This is a genomic window from Rhizobium sp. PRIMUS64, assembly GCF_023006465.1.
Classification (GTDB): Bacteria; Pseudomonadota; Alphaproteobacteria; order Rhizobiales; family Rhizobiaceae; genus Rhizobium; species Rhizobium leguminosarum.
Genome location: NZ_JALBGX010000007.1, coordinates 42,464 through 56,493, shown reverse-complemented (window position 1 = coordinate 56,493; position 14,030 = coordinate 42,464). Strand labels below are relative to the sequence as shown.

Sequence of the window (14,030 nt, the reverse complement as noted above, 5' to 3'; positions counted from 1 at the left end):
TTTCCGGAACACGGCCATCGGCCGGAATTCCGGCTGCGACGTTTTCGACTTGATGGAAAATAGCCCATTTAACTATTTTATTCTAGTTAGTATAATCTGTCCGCTGAGGTTATTTTCAGGAAGGATGAATCACCGATGGCCACAAAATCATCGATCACCGACATAGACACCCAGATCGAAAAGCTGCGCGAGCGCAGGCGCGCGATGATCGCCAAGTCCGCCGAGCGCTTTGCGCGGGCCGCGACGAAGTCGGGCCTGGCGGAAATGGAGATCACCGACGAGGAGGTCGATCGCCTCGTCGAGGAGATCGCGGCGCGATTTCGCAAAGGAGAGAAGAAGGGGACTGATGGCGCATCTGTTTCGCCGCGTCGACCAGCAGCTGGCGTCGCTGGAACGCCGGCGGAGGTTTCTCATGACGGCTGATCGTAGGCACAAGGCGCGCGAAAAGTTTTTGCTCGGCGGCCTCGTCGTCAAGGCGGGAATTTCAAAGGCCGACCGGGCGTTCCTACTAGGCGGCTTTCTCGAATTGGCAAGGATCGCCCCGGGTTCATCGGAGCATCGGCGCTTGCGCGATATCGGCGAGGAGGCGTTCAAGATCTCCAAGCTCGACGGCGGTTCGCTACGCATCGCGGAGGCGGCCGAATGACCCCGCTAAGGAAACCGCGCCCGAGCCTGTTACTCGTTCTGGCGCCGATCGCCGGCACTGCTTTTGGTGCCTATGTCGTCGGCTGGCGGTGGCAGGAACTCGCCGCTGTCATGTCAGGCAAGACGGAATATTGGTTCCTGCGCTTCGCACCCCTGCCGGCGCTTCTGTTCGGGCCGCTCGCGGGGCTGTTGACGGTATTGGCTCTGCCACTGCACCGGCGAAGGCCGGTGGCCATAGTGAGCCTCGTCAGCTTTCTGGCTGTGGCCGGTTTCTACGCACTGCGCGAATATGGCCGGCTCGCCCCATCCGTGGAGAGCGGCGCGGTCTCATGGAGCCGGGCACTTTCCTATCTGGATCTCGTGGCCGTCATCGGCGCGCTGATGGGCTTCATGGCCGTGGCGGTCGCCGCGCGCATCTCGACCGTCGTGTCCGAACCGGTGACGCGCGCCAGGCGCGGTATCTTCGGGGACGCGGGTTGGCTTTCGATGTCCGCGGCTGCAAAGCTCTTTCCACCCGATGGCGAGATCGTCGTCGGCGAGCGCTACCGGGTCGACCAGGAAATCGTCCATGAGCTGCCCTTCGATCCGAACGATCCGGCGACTTGGGGGCAAGGCGGCAAGGCCTCGTTGCTGACCTACAAACAGGACTTCGATTCCACCCACATGCTGTTTTTCGCAGGATCGGGCGGATACAAGACCACCAGCAACGTCGTCCCGACGGCGCTGCGCTATAGCGGGCCGTTGATCTGCCTCGATCCCTCCACCGAGGTCGCACCAATGGTGGCCGAACACCGAGCCGGCGCCCTCAAGCGCGAGGTCATGGTGCTCGATCCGACGAACCCGATCATGGGCTTCAACGTGCTCGACGGGATCGAAGCATCCAAGCAAAAGGAAGAGGACATCGTCGGCATTGCGCATATGCTGCTGTCGGAAAGCCTTCGCTTCGAAAGCTCGACGGGATCCTACTTCCAGAACCAGGCGCACAACCTCCTGACCGGTCTGCTCGCCCATGTGATGCTCTCGCCCGAATATGAGGGCCGGCGAAGCTTGCGCAGTCTCCGCCAGATCGTTTCCGAACCGGAGCCCTCGGTGCTCGCTATGCTGCGCGACATTCAGGAGCATTCCGGTTCGGCCTTCATCCGCGAAACGCTCGGCGTCTTCACCAACATGACCGAGCAGACGTTTTCGGGCGTCTATTCCACAGCATCGAAGGATACCCAGTGGCTGTCGCTCGACAGCTATGCCGCGCTCGTCTGCGGCAATGCCTTCAAATCGAGTGATATCGTTTCGGGCAAGAAGGACGTCTTCCTCAACATCTCCGCATCGATCCTGCGCTCCTATCCGGGCATCGCTCGTGTGATCATCGGCTCGCTCATCAACGCCATGGTGCAGGCCGACGGCGCCTTCCAGCGCCGGGCGCTGTTCATGCTCGATGAGGTCGATCTTCTTGGCTACATGCGCGTGCTCGAGGAGGCGCGCGACCGCGGCCGCAAGTACGGCATCTCGATGATGTTGATGTACCAATCGGTCGGGCAGTTGGAGCGGCATTTCGGGAAGGATGGCGCGACGTCATGGATCGATGGCTGCGCTTTCGCCTCTTACGCAGCGATCAAAGCGCTTGACACGGCGCGCAACGTCTCTGCGCAATGTGGCGAGATGACGGTGGAGGTGAAGGGCAGTTCCCGCAACATCGGCTGGGACACGAAGAACAATGCATCCAGGAGATCCGAGAACGTCAACTTCCAGCGCCGGCCGCTGATCATGCCGCACGAGATCACCCAGTCGATGAGGAAGGACGAGCAGATCATCATCGTCCAGGGGCATAGTCCGATCCGCTGCGGTCGGGCGATCTACTTCCGGCGAAAGGAGATGGATGAGGCAGCTAAGGTCAATCGTTTCGTCAAACCCGTGCTATGATCGTGGTTTTATGAGCGGCCCACCTCGTCCTCGCCGGCATAGGCGTCGACGGCGTTTTCGAGTTCGGCAAAAAGCTCGTCGGGCATCGTTTCGATAGTGCCGACGGTGCGTCGGCCTGCCTGCCTGATCAGTTGCTGATAATCTTCGATATTGAGGAGAACCAGCCGGGGTTTGTTCCGCTGGGTGATCGTCACCGGATGACGCAGCGCCTCGGCGATGATGTCGCTGGATTTACGTGGGAGGTCACTGGTTGAATACGTCCCGCTTGGCTTCGGCATATGGGCTTCCTTGTTGCTATCGCTGGGATTTACAGCATTTACAACATTACTGCGATTGTTGTGAAACTTCGCAGCCGTCCTTCCTCGGCCCACTTGAGGGCCATCGGCAACTGAGAGGCAACCTCGTCTGTCGCCTCTCAGTATGTGAGATGGTGCTGCTACCACCATGACCAAACGGCGCGCCCCGCATAGACCGGGATGCGAGTTGCCAACGTGATATCCTTGATGATCGGCGCCAGCGAGCCGAGTTCGTCCGCAATCAGCGCAACGAGCTCAGGATAGTTGATATCGACGCCAGTGTCGTCGGCAGCCCAAGCGCTCATCCAATCGCCGCCGTTGACGCGGAATTCACGCGTGTCGTAATCAATTCGAGTTCGTCCAGCAGATTGATAGTGAAGCGCCCGAAAATCTCGATCTCGCCCTCCAGCTGATATTCGGCGAATTCATCCTCCCCGATGAGAACACTTCGTTCCAATTCCATGATGACGCGGATCCGATCGATTGCCGCGTCGAGCCCCTCAACCAGGCGATCGTGAAGCTCTCGCGAAAAATCGCTGTCGCAGCCGAAGCGGTTTGCCAGGACCCCGAGCCGGAAGCCGGCAAGCTTGGTGTAGAGCATGAGGTTCTGATCGGTTGTCACAATGTGATCTCCTTCATCTTGATGACGGAGATCGGCCACTCTGTTGCAAAGAGGGGTCAAGGACCGCGGAACGCGGCTCGCAAGCGGGGGAACCGATTTTTCCAGAGCGCAGTGAAACGCAGCAGCGGAAAAATTGGGGGAGACGCGCCGTCCTTGACGCCGGATTTGCTGGAGTAAAATTGGACGTCAGAGAGAGAAGAGACCCGCGGACCCGAAGGGGACGCGACCGTTTCCGGCGTGAGCCGGCAGCAGGTGTCGAGGATAGAACCCCGCCCCGCGGCTGGGCAATTCGCTCACGTCATTCCGCGAGAGGGGGCGTGACCGGAGGCGCAGACGGTGTTCGGGCTCCGTGAGCGGAGCGAATAGCACCCGGCCGGCGATTGGCCGGCTCGCCCAAATCCATGATCTTCGGCTTCGACGATCATCACAAAAATGAATCGGTGTGGGCCGATCGATTCATAAGTGTCGTTAGACGCAAAAGCTGGAAGAGGCGACTCTCCGTCATGCTCACTCAACCCTATCAGCTCTACATCGAACGCACGGACGCGACGAAAAACATGGCGCGCTTCTACGCGCTCGCAATCGAACCGACGTTGTTCGGCACACCTTGCCTGACGCGGCGATGGGGACGCATCGGAACGATCGGACAAGCCATGGTGCATCACTTCGACAGAGAGGAGGATGCAGTCCGTATGTTCCTCGAACTTCTCCGATCAAAACGGGCGCGCGGCTATAGGCCGAACACAAATGCCGGACGGGAACCCATGGTCCGCGCTGTCCGCGGAAGTCTTCCTGGTCCTTGCCGGTGATTATCGGCGTGAAGCGCAGCTTCGGGTCGACGCGCCGGTCGATCCGGCGCGCCGGCCCAGGCGAGGAGGCAAACGCCGCCCTCAGAAGGGTGGCGCGGCGTCGATGGCGCCCTCCTGCTCGGCGATCGCTACCCTCAGTTCGGCCCGAGCGATCTCCAGCTCCGCTTCGATCTGGCGGCGCTCAGCCGGATCGGCGTTTCTGAGCTCGGCCCGCAGTTCCTCAACCTGAATTTCGAGTGCAATCGTCATCGTCGTCATCTCCTGAAATGTGAAAGATGACGCCCGGGGTCGTGAGGATCGGGCCGGGTCAAGGATCGCGTCAGCGACCGGCGGAGCCGGCGAGCGGAGGAACCGATTTTCTGACGGTGCCCTTCAGGGCGCCGGCTGAAAATTGGAGGGGCCGCGAAGTCCTTGAGGCGGCACGAGCCTCACGGCAGACTTCAAGTATCTGGGCAGACAGGGTCCTTGGTCTCGTGTGGCACGACAGGAGGATTGAAAGCGGGCTCGATGCCCGCTTTCAATCCCGCTATTGCGCGCAAAACTTGAGATACGACGAAGCCGGCCCCGATTGCTCGGGGCCGCTCGCTTTGTTCTTCAGTTCGGGCTGTTCCAGAGGATCACCTTCTTGCTCGGATCGCCGCCGGGTGCCGGTGCGAGATTGCCGAAGATCACACCGATCTCGGGGGCCTCAAGCTTCACTGAGAGGTATTCCTCGCCGGTCTGCCGCGCGATGCGGTTCCAGGCGGCGCCGATCTCGAAGCCCGTCTTGCGGTGAATGACGCGGTAGTCGGGCGCTTCTTCGCTTGCCTTGCTGGCATTTGGGACGATGGCGATCGGGGCGTTGACCCGGATCGTGGCGAAGACGCCTTCGAGGATGCCGTCGGTCTTCTGCGTGAGCGTTGCGATCGTGGTGGCCATGGTTGTTGTCTCCGGTTGCTCGGGACCATTCCCGATGGCGCACGAAGAGACGGCCGACCTGCTGCGGTCAGCTCGCCTGAAAATTTTGCAAAATTCTATTTTCCACCAGGACAAGCGAACCGAAATCGAATTTTGCAAAAATTTCGGGCGAGTCTTACCCCTTCAGGGGTTGGCCGCAAAAGCAGGCGGTCGTCTATACGAGCGACATAAAACGGGAATGGTTCGGGGCAATCGAAGGCTGCGACAAACCATCATGGCCCCCCGGTCCAAGCACTGGGGGATATTGGCCGCGCACTCCACGGACGCTTCGCCCGCATGTCGATCAACATAATCCCTCGCCCGCTCCCGGCTGCGGCAGGCTGTGAGCACCTCGATAGCATTTCTGCTGATCGGCGAGGTCGCCGCGGCACCGCATTGCCGTCTGCAGACCGTGCTCCAATCCCGGGTGAAGCTGTTCACGCGGGTGTCGAATGAGTGATCTTCCCCAAACGTGCCCGCTCCCAAGCACCTGAGCCGCCGATGGGTCGCCAGGTACATCGCCATTGGCAAACACGCAACCGGAACGATCTGAGCCGGCTTCATCCGCGGAGCCAAGCTCGGTGAGATCACAAGGCAACAGGATCGGAGCAAGTCACAAACGGAATGCCATAAAGCGCGACATTTTGATCGTCCGAAACCAAATACGCTCCCTCCGCCACGGCTTGCGCCATGAGCAGATGATCGAAAGGATCGCGGTGATGAAGTGGAAGAGCAGCGAGAGCGATAAGATGCGCGTCCGAGATATCCAGCCGGTCGAAACCTTGATCCGGCAAAATCGCAACAATCTCTTCGATATCGGCATCAAGTTTGCCGATGCGCAGCTTCACAGTGATTTCCCAAAGCGAGACAGCACTGACGAGGACATCATTCTCGGGATCGCCGATGGCGACGCGCATGGTTCCCTAGCTTCTCGTCGTCGTTCAGCCACCACAGCAAGGCATGTGTATCGAGCAGCAGCCTCACGTCCCGTCTTCCATGGACTTCAAAACATCCGCCGGCAGACCATCGAAGTCATCGGCAACTTTGATCTTTCCGCGCAGCGCGCCTGGTTTCCGCATGACGACGCCGGCTGACGGCGGGCCGATTTCGGCGACAACCTTGTGATGCGACGTCAGGACGAACCGCTGGCCGTCTTCGACCTGCTTGAGGAAAGACGTCAGGTTGCCGCGAAATTCCCGCACGCCGACACGGCGGGGAGATGGTATCTGCTGCCGAGATTGGGTCATGGCGAAGCTCCGTTTCAACGGCAAATGTGTACACAATTTTTACGAAATACAAGCATCTCCTTCAGCCGTATGGACAGATGGCGCTTACGCGCCATCTCCCGCCGCTTGCCAAACGGAGATGCCAAGTCGGCGGGCCTTGTCGGCCAGATTGCCGGCAATGCCGGAGCCGGGGAAGATGACGACGCCAGCCGGCATGACCGAGAGCATGTCGTCATTGCGGCGGGAAGCCAGGGGAAGAAACCTGAGCGACCCGCTGAAGGCCCGCCCGCCGCATGGTAAGGGTCGCCTCTCGGCAGGCCCGCGGGCGGGCGCCTACCCGTGCGGCGACCGGCAGAGACCGGCCATCCTGTAGGCCCTCACGCCCTCACCTTCCCCGTCCGGCTCGATCATGCGGGCAGAAAGGCCAGAGCGTTTCCCAGAACGAGCTGCGCCCTGAGATTAGCGATGAGCCGTTCCGGGCTGAGCCGGCGCAGATCCTCGTTGAAGTCGCCGAGCTCCGGGGCAAGCACTAGCGGCAGGATCCCCAGCGCCTGGGCGCGGCAGCTCAATCCCTCGATACGTGCCGGCCGGCCGCATCGGCGTCAGCTGCGATGTAGAGACGCCGGCAGCCAGCGGGCAGTCGGAAGGCGGCAAGGTGATTGGCGGTTCAGCGCCGGCCGGCTCGAAGGGCTGGGTAGCACGCGATTAGAACTCACTTTATGCTGGCGCAGTCTCTACATTTTGACGGGCTGACGTCTAATCAACGCACCGTTGACTTCTAATTATCATGATCGTTAATTTTAATTTTTGGAGGCTGGAATGCACGTATCTTCTTTCCTGCCTATGGCGTTGAAATCGGCCCCAGCGGCCGTAACATTTACATACTAACTATTTTGCGCTAGTAAAGTCCGCGAAGCTCGTGCTACGCCTTCCTTTTACGGTTCGATCAGCCTTTGGTCAGGCAAGGGAGGAACGACGTGCGACAGTTTTTGATCGGCAACCAGGCGTTCGACGACAGTTCTCCAGAGTTTCTGCCGCAGCTCGAACGCGCTTACCAACAGAAGCTCAGGCCACTTTGCCAGTGCCGGCAACCGCCGGTGCCGATGTACATTGCCCGGATGGATGGCCAATTCCTGATCAAACGCATGCCGCTCTCAGGCCGGCAGCATGATCCCGGCTGCTCGTCTTACGACCCGCCGTATGAGCTATCCGGCCTCGGGCCGTTGATCGGCAACGCCATCCAAATCGACGCGGCGACCGGTGCGGCAACGCTGAAACTCGATTTTTCGCTGTCGAAACGAGGGGGCCGATCGACGTCGACATCGCCTTCGGAGCCGTCGGAGATTGTGCGAAGCGAGCCCAAGAAGCTCTCGCTCAGGGCGATGCTCCACTATCTCTGGGACATGGGGGAGCTGACGGAATGGACCTCGCTATGGGCCGGGAAACGCGGCTGGGGGCGCGTGCGCAGCAGTCTGGTGAACGCGGCAAAGCAGATGATCGTCCGCGGCGGCCCTCTCAGCGATATCTTGTTTGTCCCGGAAGTCTTTCATCAGGACGACAAAGAGGGGATTTCAGCGCGGCGTGCGGCTATGTTGGCCGGCGCCCAGTTAACCGGTCCCGGTCCGCGGAAACTGATGATGACCGTCGGAGAGGTAAAGGAATTTTCCTCAGCGCGCGATGGCCAGAAGATGCTGGTGCGCCACCTGCCTTTCCCCTTCATGCTCGATGAGGGGGCGTGGAAACGGTTGAATGCCCGATATGAAACCGAACTGGAACTGTGGCGATCCAACGAGGGGTTTCATCTCATCGTCATCGCCACGTTCGGCATTTCGGGAGCGGGGATAGCTTCGGTCGAGGAAGTGGCGCTGATGGTGGTCAACGAGAACTGGATCCCGTTCGAAACCATCCATGAACAGCGTCTCCTGGAGCGGCTCTCAAGCCTGAAGCGAAGGAGCGTGAAAGGACTCCGGTTCGATCTTTCGCGCGACCAGCCGATTGCCTCCGTGACCTTACCGGAGGCAAAGCCAGCGCCGATCGCCATGTTCATCGTTCCGACGAAGGCCGACGAAGACTATGACGTTGCACTGAATGAGATGATCGCCGCGAGAGCCGAGATGACGCCGTGGATCTGGCGTGTGGCCGACGGCGAAATGCCGCGACTGCCATGATCCACACCAGCCTCCTTGGTCAGCGACGTAGACGCCCTAAAAGGAAACCAACGCCCGGGCGATCTCGACTGCGTGAAGCTATATCCCGGTCAAATCGGCCCAGAGGCGGCCCTTTTGCATTGCACGATCACATCGAAAGCGGAGCGCTTGCCGTTGGCGGTAACCCACGCTTGAAGTTGGCGGGTCGAGCTCGTTCGCCGCGCGCTCCTATGGCACCCAGAAATCGGAGATGGAAGGGGAAGATATTTCAGTTATTGCAGTTATGAGCGACTTGCCCTATATACATGGTCAGAGGTGTTCGCCATGACCAGCCATGTTCTTCAATTTACCAAATTGTCGGATCGCGACCGCAAGGCCGTCGCGCCTATGCCAAATCTGGCGGAGGGCGACCAACTGGAACTACGGATTCGCCGTCAAAGTGGACAACTTCAAACCCTTTCTCTCCCAGCCTCGGCTCTCGCGCCTGTCGAAGCACTCCTCGATCATCTGTTGCGCGGCAAGCGTGTTGCCGTGCTCACGGAAGATCAGGAATTGAGCCCGACCGACGCCTCCACCATCCTCGGCATCTCACGTCCTCTCGTGGTGCTGCGCATGGATCGCGGCGATCTGCCCTTCCGCTATGTCGGCAAGCACCGCCGAGCCAAATTGAAGGATGTTCTCGCGCTCAAGGCCAAGCTCGATGCTCGCCAGAAAAGCCTCGACGCGCTGGCCGAGGACACAGAGGATCTCATCGTCAATCATGGCCTCTAAGCCGCCTGTCGCGGTCTATGATGCCTGCGTCCTCTACCCTTTCCATTTGCGCAATGTCTTGGTCCAATGTGGCTTCGACGGTCTCGTCGACGCACGCTGGACCGACGACATCCACGCCGAGTGGATTCGCAATCTGGCCATCGGCTCCCCCGAGATACCCATCTCACGTCTGGAAGCGACCCGTGATCGGATGAAAGAGGTTTTGCCCGATGCAGATGTCGGTAACCACCAATTTCTCATCCCCGACCTCTCGCTACCGGATCCGGATGATCGTCATGTTTTAGCTGCAGCCATCGCCGGAAAGGCTTCTGTGATTGTCACGTGGAATCTCAAAGATTTCCAGCCGCGGACCTTCGGCCTCATGGGGTGGCCTGCGTATCGCCAGACAATTTCCTCGTGGGCCTCCATTCCATCTTTTCGAGCGCATTGATCGACAGCATCAGGCGCGCCCGGTTGAATTTACGCAAGACGGTGCCGGCGGTTGACGAATTCATTGATGCACTGGACCATCAGGGGCTCCGCGCGTTTTCAGTGGTCCTGCGTGAGAAGGCCGCACAATTGGACTGACGGTCGAGACAGACAGAATCGTTAGAGGCCCGGACGCAACCCGTTAAGCTCGATCCGACGAAGAGCGGCCGAGGTCAGTCGCGGCGTCTCGATAGTAGATCTCGCTCACCCGAAACCGGCCGTCGATCCGCTTGCATTGGATGATGATGTCGACCGCGATCGTCAACATCTCGCGGATGTCGTGCCGTTCGAGGTCCGCACCTCCCTCCGACTCCTTGACCAGCAAAGTCAGCTGCTCAAAGGCGAGGCGGGCCGAGTCGGCATGGACCGTGGTGATGGAGCCAGGATGGCCGGAGTTGACATTGCGGATGTAGTAGAAGGCCGTGCCGTCCCGCAGCTCCTGAAGTAGGATGCGGTCGGGCCGCATGCGCAAGCAGGATTCCAGCAGATCCTTCGCATCGACTTTAGACAATCCCTGGCCGCCTTTGGAATAGAACAGTCGAACGTGGTTGGGCTGCGGGACCACCAGTTCCGGAGTGTCTTCGATCGAAATAATCCGCTCGCTTTGCGGAATGTGGCGGATCAGCGCTTTCGATAGAGTTGTTTTTCCCGACCCGGTGGCGCCGGAGATGATGATGTTCTTTCTTGCAAACACCGCCTCCCGGAGAAACGCCTTGTAGGCACCGATGCGATAGTATTCCAACAGCCTATGGTCTGATCGTCGCCCGTCGTCTTGGGCCGGCACAACATCGGCGAACAATCCCCCATGATCGAGATCCTCCAGGGTCAACGACACGGAGGATGGCTTACGGATGGTGATGCTGACGGTTCCCTTCGTCGTTGCCGGCGGGATGACGATCTGAATTCGCTCATCGTCCGGCAAGGTCGCCGACAGGATCGGTCGCGTCTCGTCGATCGACTGATTGGAGAAGCTCGCGACGGAGCGGGCGAGACGCATCAGCCGGTCGAAAGAAAGTTCGGGCATCTCATAGGTCTGCCATCCGTCCCTACCCTCTGTGACGACCTGTCCCGGCCGGTTGACGATGACCTCATAGAGCGTCTTGTCGCGTAGGAAGCGTGATAGTGGCGAAAGCAGTTCGCGCACGACGCCGGCGTCGGCAGCTTCAGTCATGCAGAACCTATTTTGTCACGAGCTTCGAGGAGGGGCTGAAATCCCCAAGCACGGCGCGGTCATAGACGCGATTGCGGGGCTCCGTCACGCGAAGCCGATAGACGCTGGAGAAATCGAGATCGCGCGCCACGAAGATCGAAACGAGCTCGCCCTGATGTTTCATCAGGGTCGGGGGAATGTTGATCGACTGCTCGACGGCGATCGCCGCGGCCTGCTGACCGGCACTGGTGGTGTTTTGCGCTTCGACGTCGCTGTCCTGCAGCCGGCTGCTGGCATAGGAACTGGCATCACCGACGATCGACAGGAGCATTGCGCTGCCAAAACGCACCCACCAATGGGTGTCCACATAGCCGTCGATGCCCGCCCGGCCAAGCGCATCGGTTGCCGGCGATGCCAGCGTGATGATCACGCCTTTCGGCGTCTTCGCCCGGTTCCAGAGAACGAACACGCGCTTTTGCCCGCGGCGAATGCCGCCGCGATATTCGCCGACGACCTGCGTACCTTTTTCCATCAGCACAACGCGGCCGTTATCTGAAAGAACGTCCCGGTTGATGACGCAGCTCGTGAACCCCGGCTGATCGGAGGAGAGCGCGGTCTCGAGAACGCAAGGAATGGATGTCCCCATTGCGACGATGAAATCGCGATTGCCCAACGTCCCTGCACGCGATCCCTGCAATTGCGTCGGCGTCAGCAAGCGGTTGAAGCGCTGATCTTCGTTTTCGCCCTGCGAGGCGAAGCCACCGGGATTGGCGCCGAGCGGCACGTAGTTCGAAGCCTGATCCGTCGCCGCATCCTGATCCTGCCGCCGCGTCGCCGGCGATTTCTCGCCGCCATAGGCGATGACCGGCGCACGCCGGGCAGCGTCGAGCAGCTTATCGTCGTCCGTGGGCGCTTGTTCTGTGACAGCGGGCGTCGGCAGTTGGACCTGCGGAAGAGGCGCTACAGGCTGGACCGGTTCCTTGGCCGGTTCGAAATCCGATGTCTGCCGGATGACCACCCGCTCCGGCTGGGCACCGTCTGACGGTTTGTCCTGGCCTCGCATCGACCAGAGAGCGAAGGCGACAAAGACGACGATCGCCAAGGCGATAGCGCCGCGTTTGAGGATCGGGTTATTGTCGAGCCGGCCACCGGCCGACGTCTCGGCGCGCTCGCCCGGAATCTGGGTAATCTCTTCCTCGGCCATGTCACCTCCTATTGCGCCGCGCCGGGCGGCACTTTGACGACGCGCTCGACCGATGGTGACGTCGTGTTGGTCTCGGGATTGGTGCCGACGCGATCGTAGGCTTCGTTGAAGACGCAAAGCCCGTCGCCGCCACGGCGCAGTATGAACTTGCGGCTGATCGCGTGAACGAGGACGAGATTGCCGTCGACTGACTTCGGAACCAGGCTTTCGCTGCCGTCGGAATTTTCCATATAGATCGCCGGCATTTCCTGGTTGCCGGCAAAGGTGAAGGTGGTGACCTTGCCGTTGTCATAGACCGTTTGCGGTTCGAGCGCCTGGGTCCCTTGCGCCGAATAACGCCAGTTGCGCGGTCCATAAGCTTCGTGAAGGGCAAGCACGCGATCGGCCTCGCCGGCCTGTGCCGCCTGCGCGCGCGCAGCTGCTTCCTGGCGGCGCCGCTCCGCCTCATCAGCGGGATAGCGGTATTTCACATAGAAATAGGTGTTCTGCCCGGCTTCGACGCTGCCGTCGCGAACGGTGAGTTCCATCTGATAGCTGCGGGTCGAGCCGTCCCGTCGTGTCGTCACGACCGAGATATTCGTCACCGGCTGATTTTCCCTGGGCTTCAGGAACAGGATGTTGCCGGCCGGCGCCACTTCCCAAGCAACGCTGTTGCCAAGCGCCACATGAGCGACTTCCTCGTCGGCGGCGAATTCGATTTGCACCGAAGACCGCAGTGTGCCGACGACTTTGGTGATGTTATAGGGCTGGTAGACGACGAAACGGATGCGGCTGTCCTGCGCGGCGCCGCGCGGCGTCTCGAGGGCGAGCGCTGCAGACGAAAACCCGGTGGCCAGGATGAGCGGAAGGAGAAAGTGCGGTCTCAATTGATGGCCTCCGGATCGGCGCGATATTCGCTGACGACGAAGCCGAGCGGATTGGTCAACCGGTCGGTCGAGGACATCGGAGCGTTGGCATAGGAGAAGGTCAGGGTCGTAACCCAGTGCGTGGTGCGCACCTCGTCACCGCGGCTCACGGTCCTCATATAGCGGACGGATGCCACATTGGCGTTGATCAGCGAGATGGAAACAATGTTGATCCGCGACGTGGCGCTGCGGCCATAAATGTTCTGCGGGGAATCGGGATTGCTGCCGCGGTAGACTGCGGCAAATCGAGTCTGTTCCGGCTGCGTCGACAGCAAGGCGACGGTGCGGAAATTCTCCTCGCCCTCGCTCCAGACGTAGCCCTCGCGGGCGCGGACATATTTGGCCGCGAAATATTTGGTGACGGCCTCGTCGTAGGTGCCGGCGGTGGATGTCAGCGCCGAGACCACATCGACGATACCGGTGGAATTATCGACCCGCACGACGAAGGGCTCGACGGTTTTCAAAGGAGTGAGGCCGGCAACGGCAAAGACGGAAACGGCAGCAACCGTGCCGGCGCAAGCAGCGACGAACCAGGCGATGCGGGCGGAACGCTCGACCTGGATCATCCGGTCCTGATCGAACCGGCGGGCTTTGTCGAAGTAACTTTTGAGGTTATTCGTGGTCACCATGTCATTCGCCCTCGCATGGACGGTAGGAGCCCGCGACATCGAAATGCGCGAAAGCGGCCGGTGTGGCTGAAGATGGTTCCGGCACATAGGCGGCCGCGTGACTGGTCGGCTCCGCGGGAACAGCCCCGGTCGTCGGCTGCTGCCTACCTCCGCCATCCTCCCACTGCCACATGGCGCGGTTCAGCGGCCGGCGGGAATAACCGTCACATTTGGGCAGCGGGTGGGAAATCGAACCGCAGCCTACGAGACCAGCGGTCAGCAAAAGCGATAAAACGATACGGAGCATCCAAAAAAACCTGTTCGAT

The 14,030-nt window shown here is 60.4% G+C and carries 17 protein-coding genes and 3 pseudogenes; 7 read left to right on the top strand and 13 right to left on the bottom strand.

The features are described from left to right. Positions 1 to 135 precede the first annotated feature (135 nt). Genes MOV76_RS04990 through traG form a run of 3 tightly spaced genes read left to right on the top strand, consistent with a single transcriptional unit; the run spans position 136 to position 2,562 of the window. Positions 136 to 423, top strand: coding sequence for a TraC family protein (locus tag MOV76_RS04990; protein ID WP_077991368.1), 288 nt, complete (start codon positions 136 to 138; stop codon positions 421 to 423). Next, positions 413 to 646, top strand: coding sequence for a conjugal transfer protein TraD (locus MOV76_RS04985; RefSeq protein ID WP_077991367.1), 234 nt, complete (start codon positions 413 to 415; stop codon positions 644 to 646). Before MOV76_RS04990 ends, MOV76_RS04985 begins: the two co-directional genes overlap by 11 nt. Then, a complete protein-coding gene (gene traG, locus MOV76_RS04980) occupies positions 643 to 2,562 on the top strand; it encodes a Ti-type conjugative transfer system protein TraG (RefSeq protein ID WP_077991366.1) in 1,920 nt (639 codons plus the stop codon). The genes MOV76_RS04985 and traG overlap by 4 nt, the downstream gene beginning before the upstream one ends. 8 nt (positions 2,563 to 2,570) lie before the next feature. Here the strand turns inward: traG and MOV76_RS04975 are convergent, their stop codons facing one another. Both MOV76_RS04975 and MOV76_RS04970 read right to left on the bottom strand, forming a co-directional pair. Then, positions 2,571 to 2,840 carry a type II toxin-antitoxin system prevent-host-death family antitoxin gene (locus MOV76_RS04975; protein ID WP_097545114.1) on the bottom strand — a complete coding sequence of 90 codons (270 nt, stop codon included), beginning with the start codon at positions 2,838 to 2,840 and terminating at the stop codon, positions 2,571 to 2,573. 158 nt (positions 2,841 to 2,998) lie between these two features. Continuing rightward, a pseudogene (locus tag MOV76_RS04970) lies at positions 2,999 to 3,480 on the bottom strand (hypothetical protein). Between the two features lie 503 nt (positions 3,481 to 3,983). Between MOV76_RS04970 and MOV76_RS04965 the strand changes: the two are divergent. Next, positions 3,984 to 4,289, top strand: a complete 306-nt coding sequence (locus MOV76_RS04965; RefSeq protein ID WP_012489498.1) for a WGR domain-containing protein — start codon at positions 3,984 to 3,986, stop codon at positions 4,287 to 4,289. 81 nt (positions 4,290 to 4,370) lie between these two features. Here MOV76_RS04965 and MOV76_RS04960 read toward each other — a convergent pair whose 3' ends face one another. The 6 genes and pseudogenes from MOV76_RS04960 to MOV76_RS04940 all read right to left on the bottom strand — a co-directional run. Further along, complete coding sequence (locus MOV76_RS04960; RefSeq protein WP_004676096.1) at positions 4,371 to 4,538, bottom strand: hypothetical protein; 168 nt, start codon at positions 4,536 to 4,538, stop codon at positions 4,371 to 4,373. 345 nt (positions 4,539 to 4,883) lie between these two features. Continuing rightward, positions 4,884 to 5,207: a DUF736 family protein gene (locus tag MOV76_RS04955; protein ID WP_004676095.1), complete on the bottom strand. Its 324-nt coding sequence runs from the start codon at positions 5,205 to 5,207 to the stop codon at positions 4,884 to 4,886. 605 nt (positions 5,208 to 5,812) lie between these two features. After that, positions 5,813 to 6,209, bottom strand: a pseudogene (locus MOV76_RS04950) (type II toxin-antitoxin system VapC family toxin). Next, positions 6,206 to 6,472 (bottom strand): type II toxin-antitoxin system Phd/YefM family antitoxin, encoded by a 267-nt coding sequence (locus MOV76_RS04945; RefSeq protein ID WP_004676093.1) that lies wholly within the window; start codon positions 6,470 to 6,472, stop codon positions 6,206 to 6,208. The pseudogene MOV76_RS04950 and the gene MOV76_RS04945 overlap by 4 nt, the downstream one beginning before the upstream one ends. Before the next feature lie 84 nt (positions 6,473 to 6,556). After that, a complete protein-coding gene (locus MOV76_RS39810; protein WP_258719717.1) occupies positions 6,557 to 6,679 on the bottom strand; it encodes a hypothetical protein in 123 nt (40 codons plus the stop codon). A 179-nt stretch (positions 6,680 to 6,858) separates the two neighbouring features. Then, positions 6,859 to 7,118: pseudogene (locus MOV76_RS04940) on the bottom strand (toprim domain-containing protein); the annotation flags it as partial. A gap of 310 nt (positions 7,119 to 7,428) precedes the next feature. Between MOV76_RS04940 and MOV76_RS04935 the strand changes: the two are divergent. The 3 genes from MOV76_RS04935 (at position 7,429) to MOV76_RS04925 (ending at position 9,799) form a co-directional block, all read left to right on the top strand. After that, entirely contained in the window at positions 7,429 to 8,619 is a 1,191-nt protein-coding gene (locus tag MOV76_RS04935) for a DUF1173 domain-containing protein (RefSeq protein ID WP_077991364.1), read from the top strand. Between the two features lie 303 nt (positions 8,620 to 8,922). Next, entirely contained in the window at positions 8,923 to 9,369 is a 447-nt protein-coding gene (locus MOV76_RS04930) for an excisionase (RefSeq protein WP_077991362.1), read from the top strand. Beyond that, positions 9,359 to 9,799: a PIN domain-containing protein gene (locus MOV76_RS04925; RefSeq protein ID WP_245304432.1), complete on the top strand. Its 441-nt coding sequence runs from the start codon at positions 9,359 to 9,361 to the stop codon at positions 9,797 to 9,799. The genes MOV76_RS04930 and MOV76_RS04925 overlap by 11 nt, the downstream gene beginning before the upstream one ends. Positions 9,800 to 9,979: 180 nt before the next feature. Here MOV76_RS04925 and virB11 read toward each other — a convergent pair whose 3' ends face one another. Genes virB11 through MOV76_RS04900 form a run of 5 tightly spaced genes read right to left on the bottom strand, consistent with a single transcriptional unit; the run spans position 9,980 to position 14,011 of the window. Further along, complete coding sequence (gene virB11 / locus MOV76_RS04920) at positions 9,980 to 11,008, bottom strand: P-type DNA transfer ATPase VirB11 (RefSeq protein WP_077991360.1); 1,029 nt, start codon at positions 11,006 to 11,008, stop codon at positions 9,980 to 9,982. A gap of 7 nt (positions 11,009 to 11,015) precedes the next feature. Further along, positions 11,016 to 12,191, bottom strand: a complete 1,176-nt coding sequence (virB10, locus tag MOV76_RS04915) for a type IV secretion system protein VirB10 (protein ID WP_247263947.1) — start codon at positions 12,189 to 12,191, stop codon at positions 11,016 to 11,018. 8 nt (positions 12,192 to 12,199) lie between these two features. Continuing rightward, positions 12,200 to 13,057: a P-type conjugative transfer protein VirB9 gene (gene virB9 / locus MOV76_RS04910; RefSeq protein WP_077991357.1), complete on the bottom strand. Its 858-nt coding sequence runs from the start codon at positions 13,055 to 13,057 to the stop codon at positions 12,200 to 12,202. Next, the gene (locus tag MOV76_RS04905; protein ID WP_077991356.1) at positions 13,054 to 13,725 is read right to left on the bottom strand and encodes a virB8 family protein; all 672 of its coding nucleotides are present in this window, start codon (positions 13,723 to 13,725) and stop codon (positions 13,054 to 13,056) included. The genes virB9 and MOV76_RS04905 overlap by 4 nt, the downstream gene beginning before the upstream one ends. 1 nt (position 13,726) lies before the next feature. Next, the gene (locus MOV76_RS04900; protein ID WP_077991355.1) at positions 13,727 to 14,011 is read right to left on the bottom strand and encodes a hypothetical protein; all 285 of its coding nucleotides are present in this window, start codon (positions 14,009 to 14,011) and stop codon (positions 13,727 to 13,729) included. Positions 14,012 to 14,030: the final 19 nt, after the last annotated feature.

What these genes read in the sequence shown, in the direction of transcription:
- MOV76_RS04990 (WP_077991368.1), top strand. Translation starts at nt 136, where the DNA reads ATGGCCACAAAATCATCGATCACCGACATAGACACCCAGATCGAAAAG.
- MOV76_RS04985 (WP_077991367.1), top strand. Translation starts at nt 413, where the DNA reads ATGACGGCTGATCGTAGGCACAAGGCGCGCGAAAAGTTTTTGCTCGGC.
- traG (WP_077991366.1), top strand. Translation starts at nt 643, where the DNA reads ATGACCCCGCTAAGGAAACCGCGCCCGAGCCTGTTACTCGTTCTGGCG.
- MOV76_RS04975 (WP_097545114.1), bottom strand. Translation starts at nt 2,840, where the DNA reads ATGCCGAAGCCAAGCGGGACGTATTCAACCAGTGACCTCCCACGTAAA.
- MOV76_RS04965 (WP_012489498.1), top strand. Translation starts at nt 3,984, where the DNA reads ATGCTCACTCAACCCTATCAGCTCTACATCGAACGCACGGACGCGACG.
- MOV76_RS04960 (WP_004676096.1), bottom strand. Translation starts at nt 4,538, where the DNA reads ATGACGATTGCACTCGAAATTCAGGTTGAGGAACTGCGGGCCGAGCTC.
- MOV76_RS04955 (WP_004676095.1), bottom strand. Translation starts at nt 5,207, where the DNA reads ATGGCCACCACGATCGCAACGCTCACGCAGAAGACCGACGGCATCCTC.
- MOV76_RS04945 (WP_004676093.1), bottom strand. Translation starts at nt 6,472, where the DNA reads ATGACCCAATCTCGGCAGCAGATACCATCTCCCCGCCGTGTCGGCGTG.
- MOV76_RS39810 (WP_258719717.1), bottom strand. Translation starts at nt 6,679, where the DNA reads ATGCTCTCGGTCATGCCGGCTGGCGTCGTCATCTTCCCCGGCTCCGGC.
- MOV76_RS04930 (WP_077991362.1), top strand. Translation starts at nt 8,923, where the DNA reads ATGACCAGCCATGTTCTTCAATTTACCAAATTGTCGGATCGCGACCGC.
- MOV76_RS04925 (WP_245304432.1), top strand. Translation starts at nt 9,359, where the DNA reads ATGGCCTCTAAGCCGCCTGTCGCGGTCTATGATGCCTGCGTCCTCTAC.
- virB11 (WP_077991360.1), bottom strand. Translation starts at nt 11,008, where the DNA reads ATGACTGAAGCTGCCGACGCCGGCGTCGTGCGCGAACTGCTTTCGCCA.
- virB10 (WP_247263947.1), bottom strand. Translation starts at nt 12,191, where the DNA reads ATGGCCGAGGAAGAGATTACCCAGATTCCGGGCGAGCGCGCCGAGACG.
- MOV76_RS04905 (WP_077991356.1), bottom strand. Translation starts at nt 13,725, where the DNA reads ATGGTGACCACGAATAACCTCAAAAGTTACTTCGACAAAGCCCGCCGG.
- MOV76_RS04900 (WP_077991355.1), bottom strand. Translation starts at nt 14,011, where the DNA reads ATGCTCCGTATCGTTTTATCGCTTTTGCTGACCGCTGGTCTCGTAGGC.